Source organism: Thermosynechococcus sp. B1, assembly GCF_030322985.1.
In the GTDB taxonomy this organism is placed as follows: Bacteria; Cyanobacteriota; Cyanobacteriia; order Thermosynechococcales; family Thermosynechococcaceae; genus Thermosynechococcus.
This window is the reverse complement of record NZ_CP096573.1, coordinates 528,181-548,830: the sequence shown is the minus strand read 5'-3', so window position 1 is coordinate 548,830 and position 20,650 is coordinate 528,181. Positions and strand designations below refer to the sequence as shown.

Annotated in this window: 21 protein-coding genes; 4 read left to right on the top strand and 17 right to left on the bottom strand. The window is 52.8% G+C overall.

What is annotated here, in order from left to right; genetic code table 11:
* Positions 1 to 5: 5 nt before the first annotated feature.
* Genes M0644_RS02795 through M0644_RS02775 form a run of 5 tightly spaced genes read right to left on the bottom strand, consistent with a single transcriptional unit; the run spans position 6 to position 4,276 of the window.
* Positions 6 to 1,460, bottom strand: a complete 1,455-nt coding sequence (locus M0644_RS02795; protein WP_149817958.1) for a CIA30 family protein — start codon at positions 1,458 to 1,460, stop codon at positions 6 to 8.
* The gene (gene tsaB, locus M0644_RS02790) at positions 1,450 to 2,028 is read right to left on the bottom strand and encodes a tRNA (adenosine(37)-N6)-threonylcarbamoyltransferase complex dimerization subunit type 1 TsaB (protein ID WP_286626493.1); all 579 of its coding nucleotides are present in this window, start codon (positions 2,026 to 2,028) and stop codon (positions 1,450 to 1,452) included. The genes M0644_RS02795 and tsaB overlap by 11 nt, the downstream gene beginning before the upstream one ends.
* Positions 2,029 to 2,068: 40 nt before the next feature.
* Complete coding sequence (gene psb34, locus M0644_RS02785) at positions 2,069 to 2,239, bottom strand: photosystem II assembly protein Psb34 (RefSeq protein WP_149817953.1); 171 nt, start codon at positions 2,237 to 2,239, stop codon at positions 2,069 to 2,071.
* A 52-nt stretch (positions 2,240 to 2,291) separates the two neighbouring features.
* Positions 2,292 to 3,446 carry a glycosyltransferase gene (locus M0644_RS02780; RefSeq protein ID WP_149817951.1) on the bottom strand — a complete coding sequence of 385 codons (1,155 nt, stop codon included), beginning with the start codon at positions 3,444 to 3,446 and terminating at the stop codon, positions 2,292 to 2,294.
* Positions 3,443 to 4,276 (bottom strand): thiazole synthase, encoded by an 834-nt coding sequence (locus tag M0644_RS02775; RefSeq protein ID WP_149817949.1) that lies wholly within the window; start codon positions 4,274 to 4,276, stop codon positions 3,443 to 3,445. Before M0644_RS02775 ends, M0644_RS02780 begins: the two co-directional genes overlap by 4 nt.
* Before the next feature lie 134 nt (positions 4,277 to 4,410).
* On the opposite strand from M0644_RS02775, the gene M0644_RS02770 reads away from it, so the two are divergent.
* Together M0644_RS02770 and ribH are read left to right on the top strand one after the other, a co-directional pair.
* A complete protein-coding gene (locus tag M0644_RS02770) occupies positions 4,411 to 4,863 on the top strand; it encodes a hypothetical protein (protein WP_149817947.1) in 453 nt (150 codons plus the stop codon).
* Positions 4,864 to 4,910: 47 nt separating this feature from the next.
* On the top strand, positions 4,911 to 5,447 hold the full coding sequence (gene ribH / locus M0644_RS02765; protein WP_286626492.1) for a 6,7-dimethyl-8-ribityllumazine synthase: 537 nt from the start codon (positions 4,911 to 4,913) through the stop codon (positions 5,445 to 5,447).
* 34 nt (positions 5,448 to 5,481) lie between these two features.
* Here ribH and M0644_RS02760 read toward each other — a convergent pair whose 3' ends face one another.
* Entirely contained in the window at positions 5,482 to 10,425 is a 4,944-nt protein-coding gene (locus tag M0644_RS02760) for a CHAT domain-containing protein (RefSeq protein ID WP_286626490.1), read from the bottom strand.
* Between the two features lie 182 nt (positions 10,426 to 10,607).
* On the opposite strand from M0644_RS02760, the gene M0644_RS02755 reads away from it, so the two are divergent.
* Positions 10,608 to 11,630, top strand: coding sequence for an aspartate-semialdehyde dehydrogenase (locus tag M0644_RS02755; RefSeq protein ID WP_286626489.1), 1,023 nt, complete (start codon positions 10,608 to 10,610; stop codon positions 11,628 to 11,630).
* A 5-nt stretch (positions 11,631 to 11,635) separates the two neighbouring features.
* Here the strand turns inward: M0644_RS02755 and M0644_RS02750 are convergent, their stop codons facing one another.
* The 6 genes from M0644_RS02750 to M0644_RS02725 all read right to left on the bottom strand — a co-directional run bounded on the left by M0644_RS02750 (position 11,636) and on the right by M0644_RS02725 (position 16,238).
* Complete coding sequence (locus M0644_RS02750) at positions 11,636 to 11,788, bottom strand: hypothetical protein (protein ID WP_190278178.1); 153 nt, start codon at positions 11,786 to 11,788, stop codon at positions 11,636 to 11,638.
* A gap of 303 nt (positions 11,789 to 12,091) precedes the next feature.
* The gene (locus tag M0644_RS02745) at positions 12,092 to 12,892 is read right to left on the bottom strand and encodes a DUF1838 domain-containing protein (RefSeq protein WP_286626488.1); all 801 of its coding nucleotides are present in this window, start codon (positions 12,890 to 12,892) and stop codon (positions 12,092 to 12,094) included.
* 2 nt (positions 12,893 to 12,894) lie between these two features.
* Entirely contained in the window at positions 12,895 to 13,572 is a 678-nt protein-coding gene (locus M0644_RS02740; RefSeq protein ID WP_286626487.1) for a hypothetical protein, read from the bottom strand.
* Positions 13,573 to 13,576: 4 nt separating this feature from the next.
* The gene (locus tag M0644_RS02735) at positions 13,577 to 14,749 is read right to left on the bottom strand and encodes an AI-2E family transporter (RefSeq protein WP_286626485.1); all 1,173 of its coding nucleotides are present in this window, start codon (positions 14,747 to 14,749) and stop codon (positions 13,577 to 13,579) included.
* Entirely contained in the window at positions 14,746 to 16,110 is a 1,365-nt protein-coding gene (gene murD, locus M0644_RS02730) for a UDP-N-acetylmuramoyl-L-alanine--D-glutamate ligase (RefSeq protein ID WP_286626484.1), read from the bottom strand. The genes M0644_RS02735 and murD overlap by 4 nt, the downstream gene beginning before the upstream one ends.
* A gap of 2 nt (positions 16,111 to 16,112) precedes the next feature.
* A complete protein-coding gene (locus M0644_RS02725) occupies positions 16,113 to 16,238 on the bottom strand; it encodes a hypothetical protein (RefSeq protein ID WP_255451700.1) in 126 nt (41 codons plus the stop codon).
* 15 nt (positions 16,239 to 16,253) lie between these two features.
* On the opposite strand from M0644_RS02725, the gene M0644_RS02720 reads away from it, so the two are divergent.
* Entirely contained in the window at positions 16,254 to 16,688 is a 435-nt protein-coding gene (locus tag M0644_RS02720) for a hypothetical protein (RefSeq protein WP_149817931.1), read from the top strand.
* Between the two features lie 3 nt (positions 16,689 to 16,691).
* On the opposite strand, the gene M0644_RS02715 is transcribed toward M0644_RS02720, so the two are convergent.
* From M0644_RS02715 to M0644_RS02695, 5 genes are all read right to left on the bottom strand, one after another.
* Complete coding sequence (locus M0644_RS02715; protein WP_286626482.1) at positions 16,692 to 17,159, bottom strand: SH3 domain-containing protein; 468 nt, start codon at positions 17,157 to 17,159, stop codon at positions 16,692 to 16,694.
* A 3-nt stretch (positions 17,160 to 17,162) separates the two neighbouring features.
* On the bottom strand, positions 17,163 to 18,662 hold the full coding sequence (locus tag M0644_RS02710) for an AAA family ATPase (protein WP_149817927.1): 1,500 nt from the start codon (positions 18,660 to 18,662) through the stop codon (positions 17,163 to 17,165).
* Positions 18,659 to 19,156: a DUF177 domain-containing protein gene (locus tag M0644_RS02705; RefSeq protein WP_286626480.1), complete on the bottom strand. Its 498-nt coding sequence runs from the start codon at positions 19,154 to 19,156 to the stop codon at positions 18,659 to 18,661. The genes M0644_RS02710 and M0644_RS02705 overlap by 4 nt, the downstream gene beginning before the upstream one ends.
* 1 nt (position 19,157) lies before the next feature.
* Positions 19,158 to 19,589 carry a BLUF domain-containing protein gene (locus M0644_RS02700; protein WP_149817923.1) on the bottom strand — a complete coding sequence of 144 codons (432 nt, stop codon included), beginning with the start codon at positions 19,587 to 19,589 and terminating at the stop codon, positions 19,158 to 19,160.
* A gap of 86 nt (positions 19,590 to 19,675) precedes the next feature.
* Entirely contained in the window at positions 19,676 to 20,647 is a 972-nt protein-coding gene (locus tag M0644_RS02695) for a bifunctional 2-polyprenyl-6-hydroxyphenol methylase/3-demethylubiquinol 3-O-methyltransferase UbiG (protein WP_149817921.1), read from the bottom strand.
* Positions 20,648 to 20,650 lie beyond the last annotated feature (3 nt).

Sequence of the window (20,650 nt, the reverse complement as noted above, 5' to 3'; positions counted from 1 at the left end):
GTCTCCTAGGGGCGATCGCTAGGGATTTGGGCAAGGCGTGCTGCCCAATTGGGATAGGCCTCGGCGGCTTGATCTGTGGCTACCACTTCTACGGTGCGATAGCAGGCCACGGGCAAATTCAGTAAGCTGACCAGAAACGCCGCTAAATCTTCGCGACTCAGAGAGCCCGTCAGGCGATCGCCCTGATCAAGGCGCAGCTCTTTGCCACCGGGCTGATCCGTCAGACCACAGGGGCGGACAATCGTATAGGGTAGGCCACTTTGGCGCAGCATATTTTCTGCCGCCAGTTTCCAAGTGAGGATGCCCCCCAGTTGGTCGTTGTATTGAACTGCCAAGGGCTGCCCCTTCAGGTCAAGATCCGCTTGTTGCGGACGGGTCACCCCCGCAGAACTCACCTGAATCATGCGGGGCAAGGGCAACCCCCCATAGGCTTGAATCGACTCAATCTCAAGGCTGAGGGTGCCGGGGCGAAAGTGGGGGTTGAGGGCACCGTCATACTCAAATTTGCTGAGCATCAGTTGCAGCGAGTAAATTTGCCCCACATTTAGAGGCGGCGCATTGGTGGCGGTGCGGGCCCGAAACACCGGAATAAAGTGGCTAAAGGGCAATTCAACCGTGATCCACTGATCGGCCACCGTATCAAAGGACATGGCATAGCCGACGCCATCCCAAGCGGGGTCACTGCGTAGGAAAAATTTATAGCGCTGGCCATCGCCGCGAACCCGCAGTTGAATGCCCGTGTAGCCTTGGAGATTGAGGGCTGGGGTGAGGTTGCGGGTGCGAATCGAGACAAACCCCCCAGAATTTTCCGTAGAAACCAGCCCCGTGAAGAGGGCGCTGTGATCCTTGAGGTAAAACTGGCTGGCACTGACGCCGCCCATGACCACATCATCGAGGGCACCCCAAACTTCCTTCAGGGGGGGCGTGGGATAGCGATAGTCAAAGAGGGGATAGGTGTTGGGTTGACTTTGAAAATAGGGTTGGGCACGTTCCAACAAATGCCGCATGCCCTCAAATTCAACCGCCTCTGGACTCGCACCGACAATTTCAAGGCCGGGGGGTGGCGCGTTGGGATTGGGCTGTACCTTTGCCCCAACACAGTTGATCACCGCCCGACTGCCCTGCAAGAGATCGGCAGGCAAGGGTTGAGTCACGTCGGCAACGACAATGTCTAAAAAAGGGTCTGAGGGAAGTACATTCTCAGCTTTGGCGCGATCGCGCACCCCTGCCCGCACCGCATAGCCTTGAGCCAAGAGGGTTTTCACCACTGCTTGACCGGTTCGACCCGTTGCCCCCATCACCACAACAAGACCACTGCCCCGATAGGCGGGCGGCTTAAAGAGATCCGGTAAAAGGGGTGACAGCACAGGGCGGAGGGGCTCCAGTGTTCCCACAAAGGGGAGGGCTTGAAAAAAGCGCAGTGTATCGAGAAAGCGACCAAGTTCCCAGTTATTTGCCATAGAGGGGCACCACGCTTGACCAATGGGGGAGTTTTTCCCCTGCCCTTAGTGTATCGTGCCACTGTTGGGCTGCCCATGTGAGCAGAGCGCGGCCATAGTCAGTGGGGTTGGGGGGACTCAGGGGTTTGTAGGGGTGAGGCCAAGTAGCTAAAAGTGTTGCTGCTTCGTGGTCGGCCAGCAGGCGATCGCCCCAAAGAGAATTAAGACTTCCCCCCTGATAACGGTAAATGCCAAGGTACTGATGCCCCTGCTGGGCACGACGCGACACCACCCCATCCTGTTCTATGAGTTCATCACGATAGTGCCACGCCATTGTGCCAAGGCTAGACAGACCCAAAAGGGGAACTTCCAGTTGCTGGGCTAGGATGCGGGCAGTCACGACCCCCAAGCGCGTTCCCGTAAAGCTGCCCGGGCCACAGCCAATAGCGATCGCCCCTAGTTCACCCCAAGTGTAGCGACCCATCAGTTCCCCAAGGCAAGGGTGAAGTTGGCTGGCCAGTTCTCGACCCAAGGGCCATGTTTTCATCTCCAGCAGTTGATCTGCCCCCAAGTCATAGAGGCCTGCCACTAGGGTGGCATCGCTGGTATCAAAACCAAGACAAAGCAGATTAGCTCACTCCGACGGCGATCGCCACCAAGCCAGCCACTAAAAGCAATCCGCCCACAACCAACAGGGCTGCCCGTACTTTTTGCTGCGGTGTCCAAGGCTGTGCTTGATAGACCCTAGGCTCAATAGCAAAGTTGTTGAGGCGACCGCCCTCATCGGTGGTATAGCGCATCGAAACAAACCTCAATTCAGCGTTACAGTGCAGCTATTCTAACAAGCAAACTTTACGACTCTTGAGAATCCTTAACAATTTCTTGCAATTGACCGTGGCGATAGACCCGCAACCAGCGACCGCGCCAGTAGATGCGATTGCCAAAACAGCCCCCCAGCCAAATCAGGAAGCTCATCACATCCCGCAGGGGCAATAGCCAGAGCCACAACAGCAGCCGAGGGGTGCCCATCAAGACCATGCTCATGATCGCCTGCAACCAGCGAAGGCCCTGAACCCCCAGAAAGACGCTGAGGGTCCATGGGGTTGGAAACAGTCCCCACAGCAGGGCACTATAGACGGTGCCAAACATCAACACCATGCCAAAATACTGATTGCCGCGATTGGCACGAATACTGCGAGACCAGCGCAGTTCCCGTTGCACCGCCTTCAAAAAGGACTCATCAGCGCAGTCATTGTCAAGAATATAGGACGATAACTCCACGCGATACCCAGCACGCCACGCTGCATACCCCAGTTGGTAGTCCTCACCAATGCGATTGAGCGCAATCTCAAAGCCACCAATTTTTTCTAGGACTTCCCGCCGCAGCAGCACGGTTGGCCCAATGGCAAAACGCAGTCCCCGATCAAGGCAGCGGGCAACAAGCACACTGGGGATAAAGTCAAGGCATCGCCCCATGGCCAGAAACGCAGCTCCTAAGCGGCGGGGATGGTGATCAATGTAACCACAGGTAACGACCCCCACTTGGGGATCCGCCAAGGGTTGCACCAAAGTGGCTAAGTAATGGGGTCTAACTTGCACATCACTATCGGTTTCAACAATTACCCCATAGCGCGCATGGGTAAACAATTGGGCGACATTGCTGGCCTTACGGTTCAGCCCGCAAATCCGCTGACAAAGATACCAGCGAGCCCGGTGGGGATAGGTCTGGCAAATGGCCTTTAACAGCGGTATGGCTGGATCACTGGGGTCTTGAACCCCAAAGAGGACTTCATAGAGGGGGTAATCTTGCTCGCACAGTGAAGACCAGTTTTGCCAAGCCCTTGCTTCTAAGCCGCAGACAGGAACCAAGATCGAGACCGCCGGTAAGGACTCTAGGCGAGTCGTCCGCTGGGTGGTGAAAAATTGATAGGTGAGGGCAGCGGCAACAATGTAGAACAGGCTTCCCGTGATACTCAGCAGGCTCAGGAGAAGGAGGACAACCATCATGGTGCTGTCGTAATTGTTCCCGTCAGGGGGGAACTGGCACTGGCATAGGCTTTGACGGGAATTCGACCCGCCAAGTAGGCAAGACGACCCGCCGTGGTTGCCAGTGCCATGGCTTTGGCCATTGCTGGGGCGTTTCCCGCTTGGGCGATCGCGGTATTAATCAAGAGTGCATCTGCCCCTAACTCCATCGCGGCGGCCGCCTCACTGGGCGTGCCAATGCCCGCATCAACCACAACAGGAACACTAGCTTGATCAATAATGATTTGAATATTGGCGGCATTACGCAGACCTTGCCCCGACCCAATGGGGGAGGCCAAAGGCATCACAGTAACACAGCCCACTTCCTCAAGGCGTTTGGCCAGCAGGGGATCTGCATTGATGTAGGGAAGAACCGCAAATCCTTCTTTGACCAGTTGTTCTGCAGCTGCCAGTGTGCCGAAGGGATCGGGCAGCAAGTATTTCGGGTCGGGAATCACCTCTAACTTGACAAAGTTGTTGTCCTCTTGACCCAAGAGCTTGGCCATTTCGCGGCCTAAACGGGCAACGCGAATCGCCTCCTCAGCAGTTTGACAGCCAGCGGTGTTGGGCAGCAGCCAGATTTTACTCCAGTCAAGAGCATCCACAAGTCCTTCGTGACCGGGGGCATTGGTTTGAACGCGACGTACAGCTACTGTGACAATTTCGCAGCCACTCGCGGCAACACTGGCTTGGAGATCCGCAATAGAACGATATTTGCCCGTACCGGTCATCAGGCGTGAGCGGAACTGACGCCCAGCGATTGTTAGCGGGGCATCTTCAATTAGCAGCTCAGGAGGAGGCGCAGTTACCATGATGCACTTGTGACGTGAAAAGCACTAGGGTTTGCCTTTCTACGATATCAGGGTTACGCTCTTCACTGCTGCGACCTTGGAAAACTTGTGGCATCATAGAGGCACCATAACTTTGGGAGTGCAACAGTTGGTGCATGGCACATATTGGCAACAATGCCGCCATTCAGGCTGCCGATCGCCTGCTACGTCAATATGGCTTTGATTTGGATGGCTCCTCAGTTGAGGTCATCCTAGATCGTTGGTTGCGCCATTTTCCTCCCCGTTGGATTCGCCTCGCCCTCATTGAAGCTCTTTATCTAGGGCGCTATAAAGCCATTTCCGTAGAGCAAATTTTAGAGCTATGGCAACGGCGTGAGCAACCGATTTATCACTTCAACAGTGAGTTTGAAGCCATTATCTGCCAGTCATTGCCCATTAGTGTGCCGGAACCTACTCCCTCTCGCCTTTCAGAGACACCTAGCAATACAAAAATTAGTGAATTTCACCCTGATTTAGCGTCTGACCCATTTGTTACCAAGTTAACTAGTATTGTGCGGCAGTGGCAGCCCCAAGACGTCCTCGTGGAGCAGGGCGATCGCTCCTCCTAGGCCGTTGCAGGTTATACTCTTTTGAGTAAGATTTGGCACCTCCACCTATGGCTGTTTTTGAAGGCACCTATCAAGTTCTGGGAACGCCTCGCTTTGGCATTGTGATTTCCCGCTTCAATGACCTGATTACAACCAAGCTGCTAGAGGGTTGCCAAGATTGCCTGCGTCGTCATGGCGTTGATCCCAATCCCCACGGTTCTCAAGTAGACTATGCTTGGGTGCCCGGTAGTTTTGAAATTCCCCTTGTGGCGGCTCAACTGGCGGCCAGTCGTCGCTATGCTGCCATTATTTGTCTCGGGGCAGTCATCCGTGGCCAAACCCCCCACTTTGACTATGTGGCTGCTGAAGTCACCAAAGGGATTGCGACGGCCTCTATGCAAACGGGTGTGCCGATTATCTACGGCATTCTCACTACCGACACGATGCAACAGGCCCTTGAGCGCGCTGGCATTAAAAGCAATAAGGGTTGGGAATATGCCCTCAATGCCCTCGAAATGGCAAACCTGATGCAAACCCTCCCCAGCAGCATCAATTCACCCACAGCCAAACTCAGCCCCAGTACCCCTGTTCTCGCTGATGGGTAATCCCAAATGGTGAAGTAGAAATTTCTTCCTAAGGCTACCAAGGGCTGCCAATCATCGTAAATCCTGCCCAAAAGTACGGATGGGAAAGTTGACGCCCACCCCCAGTTTGAACTTCTGGGGGCAAAGGAATTGAAAGCCCTCCTTGCACCCCAGCACTACGCAGATGATTCTCCTCAATCACAACCTGCTGATGGATCAGGGCAAGCTGCGCCTGTCGCAAGGCCTCTGCTTTAATGGCAGCAATTCTCAACTGTCCATAAAATGCCGTCATCAAAGCCAGCGTCCCTTCATCACTGACATACCAAAGGCTAGCAACCGAACTTTTCACGCCCGCTTGGAGTGACAGTCCAGCAAACCCAAGTTCTGCATTGGTATCTCCTACCGCTGTGCGACAGGCACTCAGCGTCATTAGCTCTGTGGGTGGCTGGAATAACCGCAACTGCCGCACTTGAGCCATTGAAAGCTGGCTATCCCAAAACTGAATATAGGAATTTTGTGGCTTACCCGCATTAAATTCACCATGGGTCGCTAAGTGTAGGATAGGGTAGAGACTGCGCCGCCGCTGAGTTTCCAAGTTTGAGACCGTAAAAGCTTCATTGAGGAATACTTGCCCTCGTCCTACCAGTTGCGTAATGGTTTGTAGCTCGATGGGAACCGCTGGCAAAGGACTTTGCTTTGTGAACTGCGAGGCACCCATTGCCAGTACAGAAGCATTTTGCAACGGTTGGTAGCGGGTATCCACCAAGTTGATACTGGGAATGAGACCCAGATTATAGCGTTCCACTAGAAACTGACCATTACGACCGATTGGACTATCACTGACCGTTGAGGAAATAAGATTTGACCCCGTGTGCAAAGCCGCGATCGGCACACTCCGCAACCCCTGATCAAGGGCAAAAACCAGTGTATTAATGCCTCGTGCTTGCAATTCAGCATCAACGCCGCCCATGATCCATTGGTAAAGCTGCTGCGCAAAGGGTAGATAGGATTCGCTATTGGTTTTCGTTGGATCTCGCACCTCGCGATTAAAGGCAGAAATGACGCGGCGCACTACTTCTTGGGGCACTCGAACGGGTTGATAAATGGGTTCCCCTTCGGGTGTGATGATGAGAATATCCAACTGTTCAGGTCGCCAAAAGACATAGCTCAGGGCAGGTTTTTGACCTGTTTCTTCAGCCATACGCCCCAATAATTCTTTGATTTGATCAATGTCAAGGAACTGTAGTCCCTCTTGACTAGGAGTGCTCAAAAATTCACCAAAGTACTCACTAAACTCAAAGGAATAAAGCTGCTGAAGCAGTTTGATCGCACTGTTGTAGTCTCCCTGATCAAAAGCCGTACTGATTTGCTGACGAATGATCTCAACTCCGGGGAAGTAAATGACTTGAGCGGTATTCTGGGGCAGTTGAGTGCCTTGTATCTCCTCTCCCAATAAAATCCGACCCAGATTCTCTTGAGTTTGGGGTTCTGGTGGTGTTGGCGGTGTGGACGGCTCCGTGGGTGGAGTTGGGGGTGTGGATGGCTCCGTGGGTGGAGTTGGCGGTGCTTGAGAAACCCGATAGAGAAAACCAGAACCAGAAAATAGGGCAGGCTCAGGATAAGTAGTGTTGAATTGCTCTGAACCCGTGAGGCCGCCGTTGATATTGAAATTCGGGTCAGTCGAATAAACTAGCCAGCGACCGTTGGGGGTACTGAAGACACCGGAGCCATAGTTGTTAACAAAGTTATTTTCCGCAGCAAGGACAATCGCATCCCCAGTCCCAACGGCAGAAATTGGCGCATTGAGAACAATATCGCCTGTTAGTGTTTGTAGGAAAATGTTGCGCCCTGTAATGCCTGTTGGGTTAACATTGCCAACGGTAAGGGTACTGTTATTGACAAATTGCAAATCACTCGCACTGTTCAACTCAGCAGCTAGTATCCCCACTTGGTTATTGGGGTTGGTTAGGATTGCACTGCCATTTCGTAAAGTTAAACCCAAGTTGCCTGCTCGAATTGGTGCACTTTGCGTTAGGTTCCCACTGTTTAAGCTGAGGATTAGGGTATTGCCGTTGGTATTGATGCCAGTGGTGAGGCCATTGACACCATTGTTGAAACTAACGATACCTAGGGCACCTTGATGACTCAAGTTCACATTTCCACTGACATTGCCTGAGAGTGCCTGAAACTCATTGTTGACATTGTTGAGGGTGAAAGTCCCCTGTCCAAGAAGTTGCAGCGTTCCCGCAGAAATGACATGACTGCCCTGAGTAACGCCGCCACCGCTATTGAGTGTGAGATTGCGACCATAGAGATTCGTCGTGCCAGAGCCATTGAACTGAATACCTAGGGAACTTACGCCGGGGGTTTGCAGCGCAAGATTGTAGTTGAGGCTGAAGGGACGAACATCAATGAGACCAGTACCATTAGGGTGACCAATGGTCACCAAAGAAAATCCACCCGTGATTTGGTTGAGGAGAAACTGATCAATGATTAAGTTACCCGTTGCACCATCGCCAATGCCGACGGGAGTATGCGCATCAATCGGTTGAAAGACAAGGCGGCCTGCCCCGGCACTATGGATATCTAGCAGAGAGGGAAAATCACCCAAGACTTCAATCCCCCCCTGAGCTGCTAATGTGAGCATGCCATCTTGAACAGCTAATGTCAGGGGGGCGTCAGAGACTTCCATGACCAGACCAGGATTGCCGTCAGTGCCGCGACCTTCGATGAGAATCTTCCCATTTCCAGCCGTTCTGACCTCAGCAGAGTACTCTGTGTCAGTTGCTGCCCTAAAGCCAAGACCAGCACCGAATTCACCCCCTGTACCTCTCAGGATAATGTCACCACTTTGACTGGTAATACTTGTGAAGCTACTCAGAATACCTTCTTGGTTGTAGGCAAAGCCCGTACCACCAGTACCCGTCAGGGTAATATTCCCAGTCGTGGTTCGAATTCCTGACTCTTCAAGATGGATGCCAATGTTGGAAAGTCCTTCGGAGACGTTGCCCCCAGTACCCGTTAAGGTCAGATTGCCAGCCGCAGCGCTGATGAAGGAGTTTTGAATCGAGATACCATCCACAGGGCTATAAACACTAGAACCACCTGTCCCTAGAATGGTGATCTCTCCAGACCCTGAGGTGAGGATTGAACTCCCACCGATCAGTACCCCTTGTTGGCCATTAGTTGTTGCACCACTGCCATGAATCCTAATATGGCCGCCATCTGCATTGAGGGTAGAGTTTTCGATACTAACCCCAGCAGTGCTGACACCGATCGCTGGACTGGTGAAGGGATTAGAGCCACCCCCCAAAATAATATTGCCACCATTGGTAATGAGTGTAACTGAGTCTAATCTAATTGCTCCTGCACCACTGTTATCGGCATCGGCATGGAGAATGATATTCAGTCGGCCTGCTTCTGAGCGAATGTCATCGGCAACAAGAATGTTATTTGCAGCTTGCAAGGTTAGGGAGGCATCGCCGCCGCCTATTTTGGTAATCGAGGCAAGTACAGAAATATCCCCTACTTGGGTTCCAGTATCACCAGTTGTGATGATGACACTAGTGCCGAGATTCAGAGCAGCTTCAATGGCAGTATTCACAACAAAAGCATCATCAGTGGTGGGGGTAAAGACATCAGGATTGCTCCCAGAGAAACTCCCGCCACTCGTAGGGGAGTTAGAAATGGTGACATTTCGTGGATCAAGGAGCCATGTACCGGGCTGACCATTCACTGCACTGACATCTACTGTTCCCCGAACGCTAAGTAATTCTCGCCCAGAGGTTTCCACAAAGCCGCCATTACCGCTAAGTTGCCCGCCGCGTGCGCTGATCGTGCCGGCAAATTGGGTGCTGTTGTCTGCCCATGCAATGACAGTGCCACCATTGCCTTGATTGAAGGCATCCGCTGCAATCACACTGCCGCTGTTGATAAAGAGATTCTGGGCATTGAAACTGCTATGCAAGCGGTTACTGCCAGTGGTGCCCCCTAGGTAATCGCCCCCCAAGAGAATCGTGCCACCCCCGAGTTGACCAGAGGCGGTTAAGTTGGCATTGATGAGGGCGATATTTTGACCGGTGATCGTGATTTGGCCACCCATACCGATGGGGTTGGCGACGGAAAGGCTGCCACTGATGACGGCGGTGTTCGTTGTGGTGGGAATTTTGCTGGGGTCATGGACAAGGCGAATTGTGCCGTCGGGGTTTTGAATGACGCTGTTGACAGGTTGTGAACCATTGCCAGTGAGTAAGCTGGGTAAGTCCACAGCGGCGATCGCTCCCCCAGTCGGTAGTCGCTCTTGAGGAATCTCAAGGCTGAGCAGCATTCCCTCTTGGGAGACGCGCACCATTCCTGTTTCAGGTACAGCCGCAATGTGGATATTTCCTGCAGGGGCTGCGAGTGTACCCGTATTGATCACTTGGTGGGCCATTAGGCTGAGGGTTTGACCACTACCCACCCTCAGCTCACCTTCATTGATGATGAGGCCTTTACTCAGAAATTCAAAACCTGTGGGCTGACCATTGAGGGATTGATAGAGATTCTGGCCATTGACATCAAAGATCCCTCCCTCAAACAGCACCCGTTGAGCGGTAGAAGCATGGAAGGCAGCGGGGAGATTCAAACGGGCATTGGGGCCAAAGACAATTCCTGCGGGGTTGAGCAGATAAAGGTTGCTGTTGCCACCCGTAATTTGAATCAAGCCATTGATGTAACTGGCGTTGCCACCATTGACCCCCGCAAGAATGTTGCGAATTTGCGGATTAGAGAGAAAGTTGGCGATTTGGCCGTTACTAATATTGAAGTCACGGAAGAGGTGAAGGAGATTTTGACCATTCCCCGATAGGCGGCCACCGCTAATATCAATCTGTTGACCATTTTGGATGACGGTGGTACCAGTGCCATTGGTGGCTGGGGTAATTTGGCTGTAAGCAGCGCTACTCAGCAGTCCCCAAAAGACTAAGGTGATGGAAAATAGGTACTGTTGGAGAGTTTTCACGATCCCAGCCTCCAGATGATTTATCGAGTCCTGCCGCTGGCGACTCTTGTGGGGGAGTGCAGAGGCTGTGGTGGAAATTGGCTATAGCCATTATAGATATGGCAGTAAAATTTCCAAAATGCTACGCTTTGCGATTTCTCAATCCGCAACGATCGTAAAATGAGCTTATCTTCCTAGGAGTAATGGTCTTGGCACAGGGATTACGGGTTGGCATTTTAGGAGCGACAGGTGCGGTTGGCACGGAAATTTTGGCCATTTTGGCGGAACGCTCGTTTCCAGTGGCAGAGTTGCGGCTGTTGGCTTCGCCCCGTTCAGCCGGTCAAACCCTCTCTTTTGCGGAGACAGTGCTGCCTGTGCAGGCGGTGAGTGAGGAGACCCTCAAAGGACTGGATTTGATTTTGGCTTCGGCGGGGGCAAGTGTGTCACGGCAGTGGCTACCAATTGCGGTTCAGGAAGGAGCCATTGCCATTGATAATTCCAGTGCCTATCGCATGGATCCCAACGTCCCCTTAGTGGTGCCCGAAGTCAACCCTGAAGATCTAAAAACCCACCAAGGCATCATTGCCAATCCCAACTGCACGACGATTTTGATGACGGTTGCGCTATGGCCCTTGCATCAGGTGCGACCGATTCGGCGAATTGTGGCGGCTACCTACCAGTCTGCCAGTGGGGCGGGGGCAAAGGCCATGCAAGAACTCAAGGATCAAGCCCTCGATATTCTCAAGGGGCAACCACCGCGTACAGAGGCCTTTCCCTATCCTTTGGCCTTTAACCTCTTTCCCCACAATTCTCCCCTCAATGAGCAGGGTTACTGCCAAGAGGAGATGAAGATGGTCAATGAGACCCGCAAAATTTTCCATGCCCCAGAGTTGCGGCTAACGGCGACCTGTGTGCGCGTCCCTGTGCTGCGTGCCCATTCGGAAGCGTTGAATGTTGAGTTCTTTGAGCCTTTTCCGCTGCAAGAGGCGCGCGATCGCCTGCAACAGGCCGCAGGCGTCCAGTTTGTTGAAGATTGGCAGCGCAATTATTTCCCCATGCCCTTAGAAGCCACAGGTAAAGACCCAGTGCTAGTGGGGCGGCTGCGCCAAGATATTTCTCAACCCAATGCCCTTGAACTGTGGCTGTGTGGCGATCAAATTCGCAAGGGGGCAGCCTTGAATGCGGTGCAAATTGCTGAATCTCTGATTGCCCAAGGACTCCTCTAAAGAGCTTACCACGGTTGACTGAGTACATTGAGAATGTCCTGCTGTGCCAATACCCGCGCACAGTTGCGCCACTGATCGGGATCGTCGCTGACATGGCGTTCATAGCGCAATTCAAAAGCATTGCGGGCTTCTTGGCGTAGGTGGAGGTACTTGTCCATCAGGTCTTCGAGTTCCTCGATGTTGTCAATCCATTCGTCCTCAAGGGTGTCGGGCAGGCTACCAAAGAGCTAGGGTTGAATCTCTCCCACGACGACGTGTATCAGTAGCATCCCCAATGAGTAAGCCAGCGAGCAATTTTGGCGCTCCCATTTCTCTGGAGGGAGATCACTTTCGCGTCGAAATTCCCAGTCAACGCATGCTCCGCCAACAACCCCCCGTTCACCCCGTCCTGTAGAACCACAGTTTACCGAGTTGCCGCTTTTTAGCCTGCCCCCACGGGAATAGGGATAGGTTGGTATTCATCAAGTCACTGGAAACAGTGCACCCTCTAAATAGGCTTCAAAGTGCTCCTGAAAATACAGCCAAGAGGTCATATCAGCACCCTCGCGGTATTCAGTGGGGGCTTCACGGTATTGGGGCAGTCGCTCTAATTGGTCTTGTAGGAGGGAGGGCAAGTCTTCGACGGTCAGGGCTTTGCAGCCAGTCGCACTGTAGATGAGATAACCGGGGCGATCGCCCATCTTCATCCAAGGCAACCAAGGCCCAATCCGACTCCAACACAAATGGACAGCGGCAATCGTCTCCGTATCTTGTTGTAAATCGGCGGTGGCCACCGTTAGCTTAAAGAGTTCTGCCGCTTGGTAGATCGGCTGGGGGCTGTAGGCCTGAAACCGTTCCTCACCCGCAAGGGGATTGTCATAGTAGGGAAATAGATCAAACTGAAACGTAATGGTTCGCTCACTGACTTGGGCAGGCACCTCACGGCGAAATAGCCCCTGCACGGGATCATTAGCAACGGGAATCACGGGAACCACGTCCTCTGTCCAAGGATTGCGCCAGCGATCGCACAGGGATTGCTTTTCTGGATCCAGATAAAACGTCAATTCACGGGAGAGAAAATACCACCCGCCCTCGGGATGGGGCAAACAGCGAGCGGCACTCATGCCAACAATGTTGAAGAGGTGACGGCGACGCTCTTGGGGAACAAAACTATACACCGCTCCCTGCCACGCGATAAACGTGGTCTTGCCCGTCAAATCTGCCCGTACCCGCACCCAATCGCGAGCACTCAACCATTTTTGAACAAATTCAGCGGCGGGCATGGCTACTCCACAGGAATATTAACAGCCTGCAATTGCACATCCTGATTCGGATAGCTGGCAAGGCGCAGGGTCAAGGTTTTTGCATTGTCAAGGAGGCTTTTGGGAATCAAAATTGTGCCTTTGACCAGATCACTACCGGGGGGTAATTCCGTGGGTAGGCCTTCGGTGAGGGCACTCAAAAGGGTACCTTTATCATTTTTGATTTCAAGAAAGGTGTAGATAAACTGCACCCCTTGGCTACTGTCGTTTTTCAAGCTGACGTGCAGGGCTAAATCTTGGCCAATGGTATCCACACGGCTAATTTCTAGGCGCACCCCCTTATCCTCAGCAACGATGGGCAGTGTCCGACTCGTCGCCGGTTCCGCTGCTGGGGGGTCATTGGCAGTGGTGGGGGCAGGCACAATCTCGCGATCGCTGGCACCTTCAGTCATTTCGGCAATGCGGGCTTTGGTTTGGGCAATAATCTGTGCCTCGTCAAGAATGGGCGATCGCTCCCCTTGGGATTGATCATTGGCATTCACGGCACTGCCAAGGATGGGATTCACCACGGGCTGGGACACACCGCGCAATGACTCTCGCCCTAGGTGGTAGCCAATAAAAGCCGTGATTATTGTAATGGCGGCTGTGGTACTGATCAAAACAAGGGAGGTGAGAATTCCGGGTTGAAGGGCACGCAGCATTGTTCTACTCCACTGAGGATGGCTTCATTGACGAAGAAACAGGTGATAAGGGGGGCGGATTACTAGGGAGTGCAACGGTGGCATCCACGTCCTCGGCATTGAGGCGCGATCGCACACTCACCAAGAACGTTTTAATCACTACCGCGATCGGAACCGCAATGAGAACCCCGACTAACCCCGAAGCCCTAGCCCCAGTCAGGATCGCCAAGAAAACCCAGACTGGATTTAAGCCCGTAAAGCTACCGATGATCCGAGGGGCAACCACATTCTCCAAAAACTGCTGATAGAGAAACGCAAATCCCGCTACCTTGAGGGACAACCACACATCCTGAAGGGCGACGAGCAAACTAATTGAAATAATCCCCACCGTACCGCCAAAGGGCACCAAGGCCATCACGCCAATAATGACACCAAAGAGCAGTCCATAGGGCACCTTGAGGAAAATGAAAATCGTGGTCAACCCGATGCCCATGCACAGTCCCAGCACCAACTGACCAATAAAATAGCTTTCAAAACTGCGGCGTATCGTTTCTGAAACCGTGGGGCGCAGCGTATCAGGCAACCAACTGAGGAGGCCATCCCACAATTCGTCACCATGCTGCAGCAAATAGAACGTGAGAACAACGGTCAAAATCAGATTAATGAGCACATCCACCGCACTGCTGAGGGTGCCCAAAATTAAATTCAGCGCCTCGCGAGCTAAACTTTGCAGTTGATCCTTGAGTTTTTCCAAGAGTTGGTTGGCAAGGGCATCCACATCCACCGTCACCGGCAGGTTCAGGGAGTCCACCCACTGGCCAAATTCCAAGAGTCGCCGTTGGCTGGAGTTAAACCATTCGGGCAAGCGGGCAATGAGCTGTTGTGCCTGATTAAAGACATTGGGCACCACGACCAAGGCAATGATGGCAATCAGTACCAGTGCCAAAAGAAAGACCAAAATTGCTGAGGGGCCTCGCGGATTTCCCTGCTCCTCCATCCAGCGCACCGGATAGTTCAGCAAAAAGGCAAATAGAGAAGCCAGCACCAGAACCGCCACCAGCGGCCCAAAAAACTTGAGAATGGTCGCAAAGGCCCAGAAATTCAGCGTCAGGATAGGCCCTGCCAAGCCAATAATCAGAAACCGACTGGCAATGGAGAGGCGATTCCACCAGTGACCCGAGGCCGCAGATTGGCTCATAGCTCTAAGCACAGTTGACGAAAGTGATCACCACGTTCTTCAAAATTCTGGTACTGGTCAAAGCTGGCACAGGCAGGGGAAAAGAGAACGGTTTTGATCGGGTACTGGGTCACCAGTTCAGCAGCCGCCGCCACCGCCCGATCCAGTGTCTCCATGATCTCATAATTTGTAAAGCCCGTGGCTTCTAAGCGCTGCGCAAACTGCGGTGCCGCTTCACCAATTAAGAGCACCCAAGCGGCTTTCTCCTGAATCAGCTTGAGCCAAGCGCGATCGTCCCCCTTTTTGGCCTGTCCACCCGCAATCAGGATCACAGGGCCGGTCACCGAACGCAGCCCAATTTCGGCGGCGTCATAATTGGTGGCCTTACTGTCGTTGATCCACTCCACCTGTCGCCATTGACGAACGCGCTCCAAACGATGGGGCACACCGGCAAACCCTGCCACCGCTTTGGCAATTGTTTCGGCAGGAATACCGGCTAAATGGGCCGTTGCCACGGCTAGAAGAAAGTTTTGCTGATTGTGTTGACCCGGCATTTGCAGGACATGGGTGGGCAGCAGGGGTTGATCTTGAAACCACACCTGATCCTCAGCAATATAGATGCCCTGTTCAATCCCCTTGGGTAGGGCTGCCGCCCCTTGGGTACTGATCCACCAAGCTTGCGGCCAACGATTCACCATGTGCTGACGCAGGTAGGGATCATCCCCATTGAGGATCACCTGTTTCGCACCATTCATGAGGTGAGCTTTGGTTTCGACATAAGCGTCGAGGGTGCCGTGGCGTTCCAAGTGATCTGGTGTGAGGGTTGTCCAAAGGGCAAATTGGGGTTGCAGGGGGGGGCTAGACTCTAATTGATAGCTACTGATCTCAGCAATCACCCAATCAAGGGCGCTAGCGGTCAAAGCCACTTCGCAAATACTATTGCCGATATTGCCACAGGCGGGAGCATTGTACCCCGCTGCTTGAAAAATGGCGGCAGTGAGTGCGGTGGTCGTTGTTTTGCCATTGGTGCCCGTAATACATACCCACGGCAGATGGGCGAGGGTCTGCCAAGCAATTTCCACTTCCCCCCGAACGGGGATGCCTGCTTGGCGAGCGGCAATCAGAGCAGGAGACTGCCAAGGGACACCGGGACTAATGACAATTTCCGCCGGGACACGCAGACCCACACTGGCGAGGGTTTGTAAATCAAAGTCGTAGTTGAGTTGAACAGCAATGCCTTCGGCTTCTAGGAGTTGCTGCTGGGATTGTAGGGCAGGGGTTTGACGACTATCACTCACCTCCACTTGCCAGCCTTGACGTTTCAGTAAACGGGCAGCGGCGATGCCAGAGCGACCAAGACCAATCACATGAACAGTTGGCATAGTTAAGTGGGGTGAATCCAATCCAGCAGGTACAGACTCGGGGCAGCGGTCACTAAGGTGGTATCCTCAAGGCCAATGAGGCCGATCGCTCCCGCTGAATGCTGCGTCTTAGACTCTATTATTGTCACACCGGTTAGAGAACAATGCCTAGCTTACGCACAATTTGGCTCTGTGGTCTGCTGTTGACGACTAGTGTCGGGTTCGTATCTCTTGATGACATGCCCGCGATCGCGCGCCGTCGCGAAGCGCCCAAAGTGGTGCGCGTCACCGATGTCCAATTGCAGAGCGAGAATATTGCGGGTGTCTGGTACCACCGCCTGACGGGGCGCGTGCGCAATGAAACGGCGACACCAGCGCGCAATGTCCAGATCTACTACGAGATTTATGACCCGACGAGCAAGCGACTACTGGAAGCGGGATCCACCCAGTTGCGCAATCCCGTGATTAATAGCGAAGGGGAGGCGGAGTTTCTGGCAACTCCCAATGCGGGGGGGCGGGTGAAAATCACGCTCGTGGAATGGCTGAGTGGCGATCGCGAGTACCGTTCGTTTCAGCAAATGCAGGAATTTTCCCAATAGCGCCTACTGGGTCGTCTCACTGGAGGTGGGGGATTGAGCTGTTGTTTCCTGCACGCCAAAGGCCAGTACCCAGCCTTCAAGATTGTTGGCGGTGCGAATCTTCAGCCATTCCCCATCCTCACTGCGCTCTAGGATCGTCACCACTTCATCAAAGGCCACACCGCCTAGGGCATTTGCCTCGCGACTGGGGCGATCGCGCAACCGTAAACCATCGCCATAGATCACCCGCCCTTCAGAGTTTGGCTGCGGTGAGGGGGTCGGGGTTGGTTCAGGAGTGGGTGAGGGGGAATTCGGTGACGACTCTGGTGGCGTAGGCGGTGGCGAATTTTGTGCTTCGACCTTGGGGCGGGGGGGTGGCCAGAGCAAGTTAAAGACGAGGGGTGTAATGATAGCAGCGGCCACAAGGGTAATCAGACCTAAACCCAAAAAGGTTCCTAGGAGCCATTGCAGCACACGCACCACTGGTTTCATGATCTAACGCCCTGTGGGGGGAGAGAGGATCCGTGAGGCAAACCGTGCCCGCCCGGAGGCCGCCCATTCTTGTAATTGGTGTACCTGTTCGCGAGCTGTCCGTGCCAAGGGGATAATCTCACTGGCCGCGTGCAGCAGATCTTCGGTGGTAAAGTCGCGGTCTTGGCTAAAGGCAAGGTGCATTGCCTCAATGATACACTGCTCAATTTCAGCCCCAGAAAAGTCAATGGTTTCGTAGGCCAAGCGCTCTAGATCATAGTTTTGCAGGCGATCGCGCCGCACGCGACTGAGGTGCACTTCAAAAATCGCTCGCCGCTCATCCACATTGGGTAGTCCGACAAAAAAGATTTCATCAAAGCGACCCTTACGCAGCAGTTCCGGGGGCAAGACCTGCACATTGTTGGCAGTGGCCACGACAAAAACAGCAGAGGTTTTCTCAGCCAGCCAAGTGATAATCGTACCAAAGACGCGGCTACTGGTGCCGCCATCCCCTCGGCCATCAATGCCCGCAAAGGCTTTATCCATTTCATCAATCCAGAGGACACAGGGGGCAAGGGCTTCAGCAATTTGAATCATCTCGCGGGTCCGCGCCTCTGACTCCCCCACTAGGCCGCCAAAGAGTCGCCCCACATCCAATCGCAACAGAGGCAAGTGCCATTGGTGGGCGATCGCCTTTGCCACTAGGGATTTACCGGTGCCCTGAATTCCCACTAGCAGCACCCCCCGCGGATAGGGCAGCCCATAGCGCCGTGCCCGCTCGGAAAAAGCACCGCCGCGCCGCAGCAACCACTCCTTGAGATTGTCAAGGCCGCCAATGTCGGCAATCGTTTCTTGGGTGGGATAAAACTCGAGAATTTGGGTTTGCCGCAGGATCTGCCGCTTTTCCTCCAAGATCAAATCCACATGGCTACCGTCGAGCATGCCGTGGAGGGCAATAATCCGACCAATGACGCGGCGAATGCGCTCTAGGGTCAAGCCCTGACAGGCGCGGATCAACTCATCGAGAATCGGCTCAGGGGGAATCCTGCCGAGGCTTTGACAGAGCTTCACCAGTTCAAGGCGAATTTCCTCCCGTTGGGGCAAAGGGAACTCGACAACGGTAATCACATCCCGCAGTTCCGGGGGCAACTGCACCGTCGGAGCCAGCAGGATCAGGTTTTTGGGCTGGGACTTGAGCTGCCGCGCCAAGTTGCGCAGTTTGCGAGAGACGGCCACGTCCTCAATAAAGCGGTGAAAATCTCGCAGCAGAATCATCGCCGCTGCCGGTGGCGGTAGTCTTTCAACAAATTCAAGGGCACTGAGGGGATTGCGCTTGGCGACCCCCAGATCATTGGGATTGCCCTGATACCCCTCGACAAAATCCCAAATGTAGATGGGGCGCTGATTCAGGCGATTGCTAATTGTGTGCAGTGTTGCCTCAAGGCGTTCTTCCTCTGTTGTGGCCACATACAACAGGGGATAGCGTGCCCGCAGCAACAGTTCAAGGTCAGACTGAGCACTCACGGCGATGGTTCCGAACGCTCCAGAACCGATTGTAGTTGCGCAAGCATTGCCCAGCGGTGATCAATGGGGGGTTCCGCAGGGACAGGGGGGTGAATACCGCCACAATTGGGGTCACAGTATTGGGGGTAGGGCAGGGCAAGGCAGAGTTGCTGGTAGAGCCAATCCGCAAGATCAATGCGACCGTTGGCGGGCAAGGTTTCCACCAGATCATCGTCCGGTTGACTCGCCGGCGTTTCTGCAAGCCAAATGAGTTCCGTAGTCGTACACACCAAGCGATGGTTATAGTACTGCAAACAGCGATCGCAACAGAGGGTAACGATCGTACTCACACTGGCACTAACTTCTAAATAGGTGTAGCGGTGACTGGCAGTCACAATCCCTTGCACGGGAGTTAGCGTTGCCAAGTCTGGAAAACCGGTATCCACCCGCCACTCATAGGTCTGGGCGGGCAGCCGCAGTAGATCGGGAATACTTAGCCAGTGGGCATCGCTCACACTAAGTTCCTTGGCTCATTTCATAGAGTTCTTTGAGGAAGTGAAAACATTGCTCAGCCGTCATTGAGGTGGGCTGAAAGGTTGCTGCTGGTGAGTATTTTAACCGCAGGTGCCGAATTTTATCACTGTCCATCTCGCCCAACTGCACCAGACGCATTGACCAATTGATGAAGGTGCGCTCTGCGATGGCCTTGAATTCAATGAGTTCGGCGCTGTGGTGGCGGGGATCCTTGAGGATGCGGGCGTAGGTTTCACTGATTTTCTGGCGATCGCCCTCTAGGGTTTGCAGAAACATGCCGTTGCCGTAGCACAGTATTCCCGTAATGCCATCGCGGAGATTGTTCACCTCTGACTTGGCCATAATATCCCGCAGATCCGGGTAGGACAGGCCATCTGTGGCACAACTGAGATAAAGCAAGCGATGTAATCTCATGGGTCTCCGGTTCTCGATCGCACACAACCGATTTCAATATCCCATGAAAGGGACCCTTGCTAAAGACGACTCCCGTGATCTTTACTTTAAGTTTCGCGAACGCCTCTGACCACTGCGCTAGTGCCAGCACTTGATTTGACAAATCCGGCAAAAGTAACCTTAGCTCCGTGACGTTCAAACATAGCAGCAACATCTTTTATTCTTTGGGGATTGTCATACTCCGGCGAGAACATATCAAAGGTGTCTAAAATTGCCCATTCACGGCGTTTTTGCTGATCCACAGTACTAGGAATTGTTCGTAGATCAACAATTGGTAAAAATCGAGTCAGTACGCCTAGTTTAACTTTCACTAAAAAATCAAATAACGTAATTAAACCATCGATATTCTTCTCAATCAAATTCAACAGAGCTTGGTGTGACATCTTTTTTGTCAAGGGTCTTAAAAGATATTTTGCGTGTATTTTTGTCCAAAAACCTTTAATCGGATAGAAATCAACCACAATCTCAGCACCGATTTTTGCGTATTTAATCAGATTTTTTACAGATTCTTCAAAGTCAGGTGTATGTTGTAGAACCCCAAAACAAAACACCTTATCAAAAGAGGCTTCAGGCAAAGGGATGTCATAGATGCTCGCCTGAAATAGGTGTAATCTTCCGCCAGCAATATCAGAATTATTTTGCCAATTTGCCTCAACCGCCTCTGAATAATCAAAACTCCAAAGATAAGCAGACGTTTTTTCCAAGATAACCCGTGTAAATCTACCTGCACCAGAACCGGCTTCTAAAATACTTTTGCCAGCAAGCTCCTCAGGCTGCCAGTTTGTTGTTGCAAAGAATCGAGTTTCAGATTGTTTTTGATCTGTATCATCTATTTGTGTTTTTGAGAACTTATTCCATTGCAGACCAAAACTTTGGGTGTAGTTTTGGCTTGAATCTACAAATCTAGGAATCTGATTAACAATTGGATAAACAGAACCCGTCTCACTATAGTACGCAGTATGATCCTTTCTAAGTGGTGCTTTCGTCTTGGGATCAACGTAATGAATGGAGATAGTCATTGA

Coding starts and splice junctions, on each gene's coding strand:
- M0644_RS02795 (WP_149817958.1), bottom strand. CDS start 1,460: ATGGCAAATAACTGGGAACTTGGTCGCTTTCTCGATACACTGCGCTTT.
- psb34 (WP_149817953.1), bottom strand. CDS start 2,239: ATGCGCTATACCACCGATGAGGGCGGTCGCCTCAACAACTTTGCTATT.
- M0644_RS02780 (WP_149817951.1), bottom strand. CDS start 3,446: ATGATGGTTGTCCTCCTTCTCCTGAGCCTGCTGAGTATCACGGGAAGC.
- M0644_RS02775 (WP_149817949.1), bottom strand. CDS start 4,276: ATGGTAACTGCGCCTCCTCCTGAGCTGCTAATTGAAGATGCCCCGCTA.
- M0644_RS02770 (WP_149817947.1), top strand. CDS start 4,411: ATGGCACATATTGGCAACAATGCCGCCATTCAGGCTGCCGATCGCCTG.
- ribH (WP_286626492.1), top strand. CDS start 4,911: ATGGCTGTTTTTGAAGGCACCTATCAAGTTCTGGGAACGCCTCGCTTT.
- M0644_RS02755 (WP_286626489.1), top strand. CDS start 10,608: ATGGTCTTGGCACAGGGATTACGGGTTGGCATTTTAGGAGCGACAGGT.
- M0644_RS02750 (WP_190278178.1), bottom strand. CDS start 11,788: ATGGACAAGTACCTCCACCTACGCCAAGAAGCCCGCAATGCTTTTGAA.
- M0644_RS02745 (WP_286626488.1), bottom strand. CDS start 12,892: ATGCCCGCCGCTGAATTTGTTCAAAAATGGTTGAGTGCTCGCGATTGG.
- M0644_RS02740 (WP_286626487.1), bottom strand. CDS start 13,572: ATGCTGCGTGCCCTTCAACCCGGAATTCTCACCTCCCTTGTTTTGATC.
- M0644_RS02735 (WP_286626485.1), bottom strand. CDS start 14,749: ATGAGCCAATCTGCGGCCTCGGGTCACTGGTGGAATCGCCTCTCCATT.
- murD (WP_286626484.1), bottom strand. CDS start 16,110: ATGCCAACTGTTCATGTGATTGGTCTTGGTCGCTCTGGCATCGCCGCT.
- M0644_RS02720 (WP_149817931.1), top strand. CDS start 16,254: ATGCCTAGCTTACGCACAATTTGGCTCTGTGGTCTGCTGTTGACGACT.
- M0644_RS02715 (WP_286626482.1), bottom strand. CDS start 17,159: ATGAAACCAGTGGTGCGTGTGCTGCAATGGCTCCTAGGAACCTTTTTG.
- M0644_RS02700 (WP_149817923.1), bottom strand. CDS start 19,589: ATGAGATTACATCGCTTGCTTTATCTCAGTTGTGCCACAGATGGCCTG.
- M0644_RS02695 (WP_149817921.1), bottom strand. CDS start 20,647: ATGACTATCTCCATTCATTACGTTGATCCCAAGACGAAAGCACCACTT.